Source organism: Nocardiopsis halotolerans DSM 44410 (assembly GCF_000341065.1).
In the GTDB taxonomy this organism is placed as follows: Bacteria; Actinomycetota; Actinomycetes; order Streptosporangiales; family Streptosporangiaceae; genus Nocardiopsis; species Nocardiopsis halotolerans.
Genome location: NZ_ANAX01000240.1, coordinates 1 through 12,335 on the forward strand (window position 1 = coordinate 1; position 12,335 = coordinate 12,335).

Below are 12,335 nucleotides of genomic sequence, written 5' to 3' on the forward strand. Positions count from 1 at the left end.
CGGCGGACGTGCTCGGTGATCGCCCGGTCGAGCCCCCGGGAGCGCAGCCAGTCCAGGTCGGCGAGGGTGGACCGGGTTCCGGGCAGGACGACCAGGTCGGCGTCGGCGAGGTCGCGCGGCCCGGAGGCGAAGACGACGTCCAGGTCGGGTTCCAGGCCGAGGGCGTCCACGTCGGTGAAGTTGCTGATCCGGGGCAGACGCACCACGGCCACCCGGCGGGCCGCGCTCCCCTCCGTGCGGCGGCCCTCCAGGTCGAGGGCGTCCTCCGAGTCGAGCCACAGTCCCGGGTCCCATGGCAGGGTGCCGTACACCCGGCGTCCGGTGAGCCGTTCGAGGTCCGCCAGCCCGGGCCGGAGCAGCCCCGCGTCCCCCCGGAACTTGTTGACGACGAAACCCGCCACCAGCGCCTGGTCGGCGGGTTCCAGCAGCCCCACCGTGCCGTACAGCGCGGCGAAGAGGCCGCCCCGGTCGATGTCGCCGACGACCACCACGGGCATGCCCGCGTGCCGGGCCAGACCCATGTTCACGTAGTCGCCCGCCCGCAGGTTGATCTCGGCGGGACTGCCCGCGCCCTCGGCGACGACGGCGTCGTGGCGGGCGGCCAGGTCGTCGTACGCCGCGTGCGCGGTCTCGGCCAGGTGGCGGCGACCGGACTCCCAGTCGGACGAGGACACGTCTCCGCCGGGGTGGCCGAGCAGCACGACGTGGCTGCGCCGGTCGGTGCCCGGCTTGAGGAGCACGGGGTTCATGGCGGGCTCCGGTGTGACGCGGGCGGCCAGCGCCTGCACCCACTGGGCACGGCCGATCTCCGCCGGACGGCCGTCCGGGCCGTGGCAGACCATGGAGTTGTTGGACATGTTCTGCGCCTTGTACGGCGCGACCCGCACACCGCGCCGCGCGAAGGCCCGGCACAGGCCGGTGGTGACCACGCTCTTCCCGGCGTCGGAGGTGGTCCCGGCGACCAGCAGCCCCGCCCCCGCTCCAGCACCGCTCACGACGGCCTCCTCAGCAGCGCGACGTCCATCACCCAGCCCGCCCGCGCCCTGGTCCTCCTCCGGCGCGCGGCGATGTCGAGCAGCACCTGGCCGACCCGCCCGGAGACCAGCTCCTCCGTGTCGGTGCCCAGGTTGGCGCCCCACCAGATCGACCAGTGCTCCAGACCCGTGAACTCCGGCCGCCCGCCGAGCATGACGACGATGTTGTCCTGTCCGGCGTCGACGGCCTCGTGCAACCGGCGTGCCGGGGTGACGTGGACCGGACGGCCCACCTCGTGCAGCACGATCCGGTGCCGCGCCGCGAGGAGCTGAGGGGCGCTGACACCGGGGAGCACGTCGTACTCCACGGGAACGGTTCCCCGCGCGGCGATCCGCTCCACGATCCGCAGGGTGGAGTCGTACAGGGACGGGTCGCCCCAGACCAGGAACGCCGCCGTGCCGCCGCGCTCGCCGAGCACCCGTTCGTAGGCGGCGACACGCGCCTCGTGCCAGGCGGCGACCGCGGCAGCGTAGTCCGCGGGGTCGTCGCGGTCGCGCTCGGGGTCGGCCACGGCGACCAGCGGGAGGCCGTACCCGTCGCAGACCGCCTGCCGCAGGGAGAGCAGCCCGTCGTCCTCGCGCTTGCGGGAGGCCACCGCGTAGTCGCAGCCCCGCAGCGCGTCGGCGACCTCCCCGGTGACGTGGTGCGGCCCCATACCGATGCCGAGGATCCGTACCCTCATTCCGACTGGTCCTCCAGGTCGCCCTCGACCTCCAGGTAGACCTCCTGGAGGGCCTCCAGCGTCTCCGGGTCCGGCTCGGCCCACAGCCCGCGCCGGGAGGCCTCGTGCAGCCGCTCGACGATGCCGTGCAGCGCCCACGGGTTGGAACGGCGCAGGAACTCCTGGGTCCGCTCGTCGAGCACGTACTCGGCCGCGAGTTTCTCGTACATCCAGTCGTGGACGACACCGGCCGTGGCGTCGAAACCGAACAGGTAGTCGACGGTGGCGGCCAACTCGAAGGCGCCCTTGTAGCCGTGGCGCCGCATGGCCGAGATCCAGCGCGGGTTGACCACCCGCGCCCGGAACACGCGGGCGGTCTCCTCGGTGAGGGTGCGGGTGCGCACCGCGTCCGGTGAGGTGGAGTCACCGACGTAGGCCTTGGGGTCGGCACCGGTGAGGGCGCGCACGGTGGCGATCATGCCGCCGTGGTACTGGAAGTAGTCGTCGGAGTCGGCGATGTCGTGCTCGGCGCTGTCGATGTTCTTCGCGGCGACCCTGATGCGCCGGTAGTTGGCGCGCATGTCGTCGGCGGCCGGAACGCCGTCGAGGCCGCGCCCGTACGCGAAGCCGCCCCAGGCCGTGTAGACCTCGGCGAGGTCGCGGTCGTCGCGCCAGCTGCCCGACTCGACGAGCTGGAGGATCCCCGCACCGTACGAACCGGGCGCGGAACCGAAGATCCGCGTGGTGGCGCGGCGCCGGTCGCCGTGCGTCTCCAGGTCCGCCCGGGTGTGGGCGCGGACGAAGTTGTCCTCCTCCGGTTCGTCGAGGTCGGCGACCAGGTTCACGGCGTCGTCCAGCATGGCGACCACGTGCGGGAACGCGTCGCGGAAGAAACCGGAGACGCGCACCGTGACGTCCACGCGCGGGCGGCCCAGCTCCTCCAACGGCACCACGTCGAGCCGGGAGACCCGTCGGGACGCCTCGTCCCACTCCGGGCGGACGCCGAGCAGCGCCAGCACCTCGGCCACGTCGTCCCCGGACGTGCGCATCGCCGACGTGCCCCACACCGACAGCCCCACCGACTCCGGGTAGGTCCCGGTCTCCTCCAGGTGCCGCCGCAGCAGGGAGTCGGCCATCGCCTGCCCGGTCTGCCAGGCGAGCCGGGACGGGACGGCACGGGGGTCGACGGTGTAGAAGTTGCGGCCGGTCGGCAGCACGTTGACCAGGCCGCGCAGCGGGGAGCCGGAAGGACCCGCCGGGACGAAACCGCCCTCCAGGGCGTGGACGACGTGGTCGAGTTCGTCCGTGGTGCGGGCCAGACGGGGCACCACCTGCTCGGCGGCGAACTCCAGGACGCGGCACACCTCGGGGTCGTCGTGCAGGCCGACCGCGGCGGCCGGGTTCCAGCCCGCGTCCTCCATCCGCTCGACGAGACGGCGGGCGAGCGCCTCCGCCTCGTCGACCTCGCTGGTGGGCGCGTCCTCCTTCAACTCGAGCGCGGACCGCAGCCCGGGCACGGCACTACCGACCCCTCCCCACACCTGGGCGGCACGCAGGACGGCCAGTACCAGGTTCACCCGGGCCTCACCCCCCGGCGCCTCGCCGAGCACGTGCAGGCCGTCGCGGATCTGCACGTCCTTGATCTCACACAGCCAGCCGTCGACGTGGAGCAGGAAGTCGTCGAACTCCTCGTCGTCGGGGCGCTCCTCCAACCCGAGGTCGCGGTGCAGTTCCGCCGCGCGCATCAGCGACCAGATCTCGCCCCGGACCGCGGGCAGCTTGGCCGGGTCCATGGCCGCGATGTTCGCGTGCTCGTCGAGCAGCTGCTCCAGACGCGCGATGTCGCCGTAGGACTCCGCACGCGCCATCGGCGGGATGAGGTGGTCGACCACCGTGGCGTGGGCGCGGCGCTTGGCCTGGGCGCCCTCGCCCGGGTCGTTGACCAGGAACGGATAGACCAGCGGCAGGTCGCCGAGTACCGCGTCGGTGGCGCAGGCGGCGGACAGCGCCGCGTTCTTGCCGGGCAGCCACTCCAGAGAACCGTGTTTGCCCAGGTGGACGATGGCGTGGGCGCCGAAACCGTGCTCCAGCCAGCGGTAGGCGGCCAGGTAGTGGTGGCTCGGGGGCAGGTCGGGGTCGTGGTAGATCGCGATCGGGTTCTCGCCGAAGCCGCGCGGCGGCTGGACCAGGACGACGACGTTGCCCGCGCGCAGCGCCGCGAGGACGAGCTCGCCCGCGTCGTTGACGTACAGGCGGCCGGGCGCGGGTCCCCACGCCTCGGCCATCGCCTCCCTCAGGGACGCGGGCAGGCCCTCCGTCCAGGCGGCGTACTCCTCGGGTGAGATCCGCACCTGCGCCTCGGTCAGCTGGACGGAGGTCAGCCAGTCCTCGTCCTGGCCGCCAGCGGCGATCAGGGCGTGCATCAGAGCGTCCCCGGCCTCCGTCTCGTCGGGCAGGTCCAGCCCCGGCAGGTCCCCGGGCGCGCCCAGGTCGTGGCCCTCGGCGCGCAGTCGGCGCAACAGGCGGACCAGGGAACGGGGGGTGTCGAGCCCGACCGCGTTGCCGATGCGGGAGTGTTTGGTCGGATAGGCCGACAGGACGACCGCGATCCGCTTCTCGGCGGGGGGCACGTGCCGCAGCCGGGCGTGGGAGACCGCGATCCCGGCCAGGCGGGCGCAGCGCTCCGGGTCCGCGACGTAGCGGGGCAGCCCGTCCTCGTCGATCTCCTTGAAGGAGAACGGTACGGTGATGATCCGGCCGTCGAACTCCGGGATGGCGATCTGGCTCGCCGAGTCGAGCGGGGTGACGCCGTCGTCGGAGGCCTCCCATTCGGCGCGGGAGCTGGTCAGACACAGACCCTGGATGACGGGGACGTCCAGGGCGGCCATCCGTTCCACGTCCCAGGCCTCGTCGTCCCCGCCGGCGCTCGCGGACGCGGGCACGCTGCCGCCCGCCGCGAGCACGGTGACCACCAGCGCGTCGAAGCCGCCGAGCGCCTCGTACAGCCCGTCGGGAGCGGAGCGCAGCGACCCGGCGAACACGGGAACGCCCACGGCCTTCCCGGTCGCGTCGACGGCGTCGGCCAGGGCGTGCGCGAACGCGGTGTTGCCGCTGGCCTCGTGGGCCCGGTAGTAGAGGATGCCCACACGCGGAAGCCCCGAGGGCCGCGACTGGTCGCGCTCGGCGGTGCCCCACGGCGGGACGGGCGCGGGCGGGTCGAACCCCTCACCGGTCAGCAGCACGGTGTCCGACAGGAAGGCGTGCAGGCGCCCGAGGTTGGCGGGACCGCCCTCCGCGAGGTAGCGGTGGGCGTCGGCCGCCACGCCGACCGGGACGGTGGAGTGCTCCATCAGTTCGGCGCTGGGCTGCTGCTCGCCGCCGAGGACGACCAGCGGTGTGCCCCGCTCCCGGACGGCGGCCAGGCCCGGCCACAGGTCGTGCGGAGAGCCGAGCAGCCGCACCACCACGAGGTCGGCGCCCCCGACGGCGTCGGTGAGTTCGGTGTCGGAGGCGCGGGACGGGTTCGCCCACGTGTACGCGGCGCCGCTGGCGCGCGCGGAGAGCAGGTCGGTGTCGGAGGTGGACAGCAGTGTGATCCGTGCCGTCATGGCCGGACTCCTCCCTCGGGGTTCTCGCCCCATCGTCGGTCGGACCACTCGCGGCCAGTGTCTGGCTGCACCCCCGCGGCGGGGGTGTCACAGTGGCGGAACCGCCCCGGACTCGCACCGGGTTCCTGCACCACGAGCGCCAACACCTTAGCCTTCCCACCCGTGTCCGTCTTCCGGCGGGGCGGTCCGGGGACCGGAGAACCGGGTCGGCGGCCCGGCGCCGCGCCGCAGGAAGCGGATCACCGGACTCCCGTGAGCGGAGGTGACCTCGGCCCGAACCCCGTAGACCTCCTCGATGAGGACCGGGGTCAGGACCTCGGAGGGAACGCCCTCGGCGACGGCGCGGCCGTCCCGGAGCACGACCAGGCGGTCGCAGTACATCGCGGCCAGGTTGAGGTCGTGCAGGGCGATCACGGTGGTGACCGGCAGGTCCGTGACCAGCTCCAGCAGGTCGAGTTGGTGCTGGATGTCGAGGTGGTTGGTCGGCTCGTCGAGCAGGAGTTCGCTCGGCTCCTGGGCGAGGGCGCGCGCGATCTGGGCGCGCTGGCGTTCGCCGCCGGACAGTGTGTGCCAGTACTGGCTGGCCCGGTCGGTGAGCCCCGTGCGCTCCAGGGCCGCGGCCACGGCGCGGTGGTCGGAGGCGGACACGGCCGACCAGGGGCGGCGGTGCGGGACGCGTCCCAGGGCCACGACGTCGCGGACCGTCAGCTCGGTCTGGGTGTGCGCGTTCTGCTGCACGGCGGCGACGCGGCGCGCCACGGAGCGCCGCCCCACCCGGTGCAGCGGTCGACCGTCCAGGGTGACCACGCCCGCGGAGGGGGAGAGGACGCCGCCGAGCAGCCTCAGCAGTGTGGACTTCCCGGAACCGTTGGGGCCGAGCAGGCCGATGGTCTCGCCGGGGCGCGGAGCGACGGTGACGCCGTCGAGGACGAGTCGACCTCCGACCCGGCGGCTGACGCGGTCGGCGCGCACTCCGTCACCCCCAACGGTCACCTCCCGCGCGCGGTCCCGAGCCGCGGCCCGGTCGTACTCGCTCATGTCTGCCTCCTGGCCCGGTACAGCACGGCGACGAAGGCGGGCACACCGATGAGGGAGGTCACCACCCCCACCGGGATCTCCTGCGGGGCCAGCGCGGTGCGGGCGACCGTGTCCACCCACACCAGGAAGACGGCCCCGACCAGCGCGGTCACGGGAAGGAGCCGCACGTGGCCCGAACCGGTGAGCGCACGGGTCGCGTGCGGCAGGACCAGCCCGACGAAACCGATCGCCCCGGCGCAGCTGACCAGGGCCGCGGTGAGCAGTGCGACGGCGGACAGGAGCACCAGGCGGGCACGGGCCACGCGGACGCCCAGGTTCGCCGCCGCCTCCTCACCGAAGGCGAACGCGTCCAGGGTGGTGGTGTGGGCGAGGCAGACGGCGAGCACGCCCGCCAGCACCGCCGCGCACAGCGCCACGTCGGCCCACGCCGCGCCGCTGAGGGAGCCGAGCAGCCAGAACAGTACACCCCGCGTGGTCTCGGCGTCCGCCGAGGTCAGCACGACGAACGAGGTCAACGCCGAGAACAGCTGCATGGCCGCGACCCCGGACAGCACGACGCGGTCCATGGTCGCGCCCAGCGTGTGGCTGAGCACCATCACCAGCCCGAAGGAGAGCATGGCGCCGAGGAAGGCGCCCGCCGACAGGGACACCACCGCGCCACCCCACCCGAGGACGATCACCGCGACCGCCCCGGTCGATGCGCCCGAGGACACCCCGAGCACGAAGGGGTCAGCCAGCGGGTTGCGCAGCAGGGACTGCATGACCGCGCCGCACAGGGCCAGCCCCGCCCCGCACACCGCCGCCAGCAGGGCGCGGGGCATGCGCAGGTCCCACACGATGCCGTCCCGCAGCGGGCTCAGGGTGCTGTGACCGGGACCGAGGCGGGCGGAGACCGAACCCCAGACGTCGGCCGTGGAGATGTCGGCGGGGCCGATGGTCACGGTGACCGCGACCGACGCCGCCAGCACCACCAGCCCACCGGCGGTGAGCAGGGCCAGACGCGCGTCCCTCATCCGGCGAGCCCGAGGTCCCGCAGACCGTCGGCGACCTTCTCGATCCCCGTGACCGTGCGGATCGTCGGGTTCATGGCCTGTCCACTGAGCAGGACGTACCGTTCCTCCCGTACGGCGGTGAGGTCGCGGGTGAGGGGGTTGGTCTCCAGGAACTCGATCTTGGCCTCGGCGCTCTCCGCCGTCTGGGAGTCGCGGGTCAGGTCGCCGAGCACGATGACGTCGGGATCGCGGTCGGCGATGGTCTCCCAGTTGATCTGCGGCCACTCGTCGTGGGTGTCGTCGAAGGCGTTCTCCGCGCCGACCGCGCGGGTGATGATGCCCGGTGCGCCGCAGCAACCGGCGAGGTAGGGCGACTGGGAGTTGGCGAACCAGTACATGAGGGAGACGCCGGAGGCGTCCAGGCCGGCGGTCGCCGTGTCCACCCGCCGCTCCAGTTCCGCGACGAGTTCCTCCCCGCGCTCCTCCACGCCGAAGACACGGGCCAGGTCGCGCACCTCGCCGTGGACGGTGTCGAGGGTGAGCGGTTCACTGCGGGAGCCGTCGCCCCCGCTCTCGTTGTCCTTGCCCGCGGCGCAGTCGGCGGGGGAGACGTAGGCGGGCACGCCCAGCTCCCCGAACCGTTCCCGGGTGGCGACCCCGCCCCGGCCGAGCGTGGAGACGAAGGAGGCGGTCACGAAGTCCGGTTCGGCCGCCAGGACCACCTCGAAGGAGGGGTTGTCGTCGGCCAGCCGGGGCACGGAGGCGTTCGCCTCCTCCAGTCCCTCCATGACCGGGTCGGTCCAGGTGGCGGTACCGACGATGCGGTCCGCCAGCCCGAGGGAGAGCAGGATCTCGGTGCTGCCCTGGTTGAGGGAGACGACGCGCTCCGGGGGCGAGGTGAAGGTGGCCTCGTGCCCGCAGTTGTCGATCGTCCGGGGATAGCCGGTGGCGGCGGCCTCCGTTCCGCCGCTCTCCCCGCCCTGGGAGGCACCGCAGGCGGTGAGGGCCAGGGCGGAGGCGAGGAGGAGGGCAGGGGTGCGGAGGGGGTGACGCAGCATGGGCGTGCCTCGTATGTCGGGGCTCGAACGCGGAGCCTGGCATGGGATCACCTCCGCGCGCTCGACGCGGAGGGGCCAGCAGGTCTTCGGACTCGGGTTCGCCCGGACGGGGTGCCTTCCCAGGTCGTGGCCGCGTCGACGCTCCGGTCGCCGCGGCCTCCGCCCCAGTGGCGTGAGTACCCCGCCCGTCCCCCTCACCGCTGCGCGTCAGTTCCGGATTCGCACCGGATTCCCTGACCACGTACGTGGTTCGACTGGCCCCGGCAGCCTACCAAGGCTCCCGCCCCACCCCTCCGTCCCCGGGGGTGAGGCGACCGGCGGAAGGGGGCGGCCTCCGTTCTCGGGCCTACGAGGTCGGGCAGCCCTCACCCGGCCAGGCGGCGTTGGTTCGGACGAAGGTGAGGGGCTCCGTCACCCCACGGCCGTGCGGAGGACCCCGGGAGAGTACCGGTTCGGTCAACCCCTTGCTCATGTGCCGACCTCCTGGCCAGCCCCCTCAGCGCATGCGGAGCGCTCAGCCGTCATGGGACCGAGGAACGAGCCCCGCGGTCCTCCCGTCGGCACCAGAAAACCTCCATCGGCTACGGAAGAAATCCCGAAGGTTCACCGACAATATTTATTGCGCGGAAAAACTGAAATCGAATGTCCTTTGACATGTGCTTTCGCTGTGTTACTGTGGTCAACAGTTGCAGTTGTGGTTTCCCAGGACTTCGGCACGCTCAGGTGGTTTCCCCGGGCGTGTTTCGTGTGATTCGGTATTTCCGGGCGGGCAATCATTGCGGCAGCGCCGGGGTCGCGCAGTGCGGCCTCGGGTACCGCCCCGAAGGAGATGTATTTTGACGACTGGCACTGTGAAGTGGTTCAACTCGGAAAAGGGCTTCGGCTTCATCGAGCAGCAGGACGGCGGATCGGACGTCTTCGCCCACTACTCGAACATCGCCGGCTCCGGCTACCGTGAACTGCTCGAAGGCCAGCAGGTGAGCTTCGACGTCACGCAGGGCCAGAAGGGCCTGCAGGCAGAGAACATCGTCGTCGCCTGAGACTGACGAACTCAGCAGAGCTGTGGCCCGCACCCCCGGGTGCGGGCCACAGCTCTTCGCGTTTCCACCATCATCCGCGTGTGGCCGATCCTCCGTGTCGGAGCCCCCTCGTGCCGGACACACGCGTCCTCTGCCCGATTCAGGAAAGGCCGTACATGAACCGAACCCCCGCCGCCCGGAAGAACCGGAACCCCCGTTCGTCCACGTCGGGAGAGCGGCGCCGCGGCCACACCGATCGGAGGCAGGGCCCTGCCGAGCAGCGTTCGGACTTCGCCCTTCCCGTGACCACCACGCCACTCCTCCCGGCGGCCCACGCCTTCGCCGACATGGACCTGCCCGGCCCGCTGAGCGCGAAGCTCGCCGAGCTCGGCATGGAGAAACCCTTCCCGATCCAGGCGGAGACGCTCCCGAACTCGCTCGCCGGACGCGACGTGCTCGGGCGTGGACGTACGGGCTCCGGGAAGACTCTCGCCTTCGGGCTGTCCGTGCTCTCCCGCCTGTCCGGCCGGACCGCCTCCCCGCGCCAGCCCCTGGCCGTGGTCCTGGTCCCCACCCGTGAGCTTGCCCAGCAGGTCACCGGGGCGCTCTCCCCCTACGCCCGCGCGGTTCGGCTGCGGGTCTCCACGGTGGTGGGCGGGGTCTCCATCGGCCGCCAGGCCGGGGCGCTGCGCCGTGGCACCGAGGTCGTCGTCGCCACGCCCGGTCGCCTCGCCGACCTCCTCGAACGCGGGGACTGCCGTCTGGACCAGGTGGAGGTCTCCGTCCTGGACGAGGCCGACCAGATGACCGACATGGGCTTCATGCCGCAGGTGACCCACCTGCTCGACCGGACCCTCCCCCACGGCCAGCGGATGCTGTTCTCCGCGACGCTGGACCGCAACGTCGACCGTCTGGTCCGCCGCTACCTCCACGACCCCGTGGTCCACTCCGTGGATCCCTCGACCGGGGCCGTGACGACGATGGAGCACCACGTCCTCCACGTCGCTGAGGACGACAAGCGTGCGACCGCGACCAGGATCGCCGCCCGCGAGGGCCGGGTCATCATGTTCCTCGACACCAAACGGGCCGTCGACAAGCTGGTCTCGCACCTACTCGCCAACGGGGTTCGGGCGGGAGGCCTGCACGGCGGGAAGTCCCAGCAGCAGCGGACCAGGACCCTCGAGCAGTTCAGGGACGGACGCACCACCGCACTGGTGGCCACCAACGTCGCGGCTCGCGGTATCGACATCGCTGACCTCGACCTCGTGGTCAACGTCGATCCGCCCCAGGACCACAAGGACTACCTGCACCGCGGCGGCCGTACGGCGAGGGCCGGGGCCAGCGGCAGCGTGGTGAGCCTGATCCTGCCCCGTCAGCGCTGGGCGATGTCACGCCTGTTGAACACGGCGGGGGTCACCGCGAGCACCACGAGCGTGCACTCCGAAGAGGCCGAGCTCAGCAGGGTGACCGGTGCGCGGACCCCTCCCGGGACCCCCGTCACCATCCCCGCGCCCGCGGTTCGGCGGTCCGGTACCCCGCACGGACGGCGTCGGCGTTCCGGGAACCGGAGCTCCGCGCCCCGCGGGGGTGCCTGAGCCCCGGGCCCGTCACAGCCCGGTAGGCGTGCACGTCAGAGGTCGTGGTCGGCCCGCATCTCGGCGTTGACGCGCTGGGCCTCCTCCAGCTGGTCCTCCAGGATGATGATCCGGCACGCTGCGTCCAACGACGTGCCGCTGTCCACGAGTTCCCGGACCCGGGAGGCGATCCGCAGCTGATAACGGGAGTAGCGGCGATGACCGCCCGAGGAACGCAGTGGTGTGATCACCTTCGTCCTGTCCAGGCTCCGCAGGAACTCGGGCGTCGTTCCCAGCATCTCGGCGGCCCGGCCCATGCTGTAGGCCGGATAGTCCTCGTCGTCGAACTTGTCGTCGATGTCTCGCGGTTCGTCTCGCGGTTCTGGACTCACTGCACCCTCTACCTACGTTTCGATGCCCTCGGCACGGGCTCTCAGGGGGCTCCGAGCAGTCCGCGCCACGGCCGGTGCCGGTCCCCGCGGGCCGTGCGGAGGAGACCCCTGCTCCTACGCCTCCCCCGGCACCTCGCACCTGCCGTCCTCCCAGGCTACCGAACCCCCTCGGCGGAGGGCGTGGCCGCGCGAGAGCCTCGGCCCGGAGCGGCACCACGCCGTTCCGGGCCGATCCGCTCAGGAGGACGCGGGGGAACTCCGAGGACCAGGTGTTCGGGAGCGGACACCGGGCGCGGAGACGAGCGGCCGAGGCCCCGTGACCCCGGCGGGCGAGCGGTGGGCCCGAATCCACTCACGAAGCCGGAGCGGGACCGGCTCCGCGCTCCGGTGCCGGAGTTCGAGAGCGCCACCGTGGACACGACGAAAACGGGCTCCCGGAGGAGCCCGCTCGGAAGGTGGTCCCAGACATCTCCCGGTCCGGGGTGGTCCGTCCTCACCGACCAGTCAGACAAACTCTCTGACCTGCGGTGATGCTGGTGGGCGATACAGGATTCGAACCTGTGACCTCTACCGTGTCAAGGTAGCGCTCTAACCAACTGAGCTAACCGCCCTCATCTGGGGGATGAGGTCAAGCATGATGCGAGGCGGAGACGGGAATCGAACCCGTGTGCAGGGATTTGCAGTCCCTTGCCTCAACCACTCGGCCACTCCGCCGGAACGACATGGGGAGTCGTCGAGTGACACCCATGCGGGCCTCTCCGAGCGGACGACGGGATTCGAACCCGCGACCCTCACCTTGGCAAGGTGATGCTCTACCAGCTGAGCCACGTCCGCGCGGCGAGTCCGGCCTTGTCGGGGTTGTTCCCCGTCAGCGCCCCTCGCTGCGTTAAGAACTCTAGCGGATTCTCCGCCCAAGCGCGAAATCGGCAGGGAACACCGGGCACGGCCGCGCCCCGCC

The 12,335-nt window shown here is 72.2% G+C and carries 9 protein-coding genes, 3 tRNA genes and 2 riboswitches; of the genes, 2 read left to right on the plus strand and 10 right to left on the minus strand.

Going from position 1 to position 12,335, the window contains the following annotated elements; all coding sequences use genetic code 11:
• From D455_RS0118675 to D455_RS0118700, 6 genes are all read right to left on the minus strand, one after another.
• Positions 1-995 (minus strand): cobyric acid synthase (locus D455_RS0118675; RefSeq protein ID WP_017572233.1); only part of this gene is annotated, 995 nt, incomplete at its 3' end.
• Complete coding sequence (cobF, locus tag D455_RS0118680) at positions 992-1,717, minus strand: precorrin-6A synthase (deacetylating) (RefSeq protein WP_017572234.1); 726 nt, start codon at positions 1,715-1,717, stop codon at positions 992-994. The genes cobF and D455_RS0118675, both read right to left, overlap by 4 nt.
• The gene (cobN, locus tag D455_RS0118685; protein ID WP_017572235.1) at positions 1,714-5,304 is read right to left on the minus strand and encodes a cobaltochelatase subunit CobN; all 3,591 of its coding nucleotides are present in this window, start codon (positions 5,302-5,304) and stop codon (positions 1,714-1,716) included. Before cobN ends, cobF begins: the two co-directional genes overlap by 4 nt.
• Before the next feature lie 35 nt (positions 5,305-5,339).
• Positions 5,340-5,454: riboswitch (cobalamin riboswitch) on the minus strand.
• On the minus strand, positions 5,452-6,342 hold the full coding sequence (locus D455_RS0118690) for an ABC transporter ATP-binding protein (protein ID WP_017572236.1): 891 nt from the start codon (positions 6,340-6,342) through the stop codon (positions 5,452-5,454). Its footprint overlaps the riboswitch before it by 3 nt.
• A complete protein-coding gene (locus D455_RS0118695; protein WP_017572237.1) occupies positions 6,339-7,355 on the minus strand; it encodes a FecCD family ABC transporter permease in 1,017 nt (338 codons plus the stop codon). Before D455_RS0118695 ends, D455_RS0118690 begins: the two co-directional genes overlap by 4 nt.
• On the minus strand, positions 7,352-8,392 hold the full coding sequence (locus D455_RS0118700; protein WP_017572238.1) for an ABC transporter substrate-binding protein: 1,041 nt from the start codon (positions 8,390-8,392) through the stop codon (positions 7,352-7,354). The genes D455_RS0118695 and D455_RS0118700 overlap by 4 nt, the downstream gene beginning before the upstream one ends.
• Before the next feature lie 60 nt (positions 8,393-8,452).
• A riboswitch (cobalamin riboswitch) is annotated at positions 8,453-8,666 on the minus strand.
• A gap of 562 nt (positions 8,667-9,228) precedes the next feature.
• Here D455_RS0118700 and D455_RS0118710 point away from each other — a divergent pair.
• Together D455_RS0118710 and D455_RS0118715 are read left to right on the plus strand one after the other, a co-directional pair.
• Positions 9,229-9,432, plus strand: coding sequence for a cold-shock protein (locus D455_RS0118710; protein WP_017572239.1), 204 nt, complete (start codon positions 9,229-9,231; stop codon positions 9,430-9,432).
• A 155-nt stretch (positions 9,433-9,587) separates the two neighbouring features.
• Complete coding sequence (locus D455_RS0118715; protein ID WP_017572240.1) at positions 9,588-11,006, plus strand: DEAD/DEAH box helicase; 1,419 nt, start codon at positions 9,588-9,590, stop codon at positions 11,004-11,006.
• 35 nt (positions 11,007-11,041) lie between these two features.
• Here D455_RS0118715 and D455_RS0118720 read toward each other — a convergent pair whose 3' ends face one another.
• The 4 genes from D455_RS0118720 to D455_RS0118735 all read right to left on the minus strand — a co-directional run bounded on the left by D455_RS0118720 (position 11,042) and on the right by D455_RS0118735 (position 12,211).
• Entirely contained in the window at positions 11,042-11,302 is a 261-nt protein-coding gene (locus tag D455_RS0118720; protein WP_241480277.1) for a MerR family transcriptional regulator, read from the minus strand.
• Positions 11,303-11,911: 609 nt separating this feature from the next.
• Positions 11,912-11,988, minus strand: a tRNA-Val gene (locus D455_RS0118725).
• Positions 11,989-12,019: 31 nt separating this feature from the next.
• Positions 12,020-12,091 (minus strand) — tRNA-Cys (locus D455_RS0118730).
• Between the two features lie 47 nt (positions 12,092-12,138).
• Positions 12,139-12,211: transfer RNA gene (locus D455_RS0118735), tRNA-Gly, on the minus strand.
• Positions 12,212-12,335: the final 124 nt, after the last annotated feature.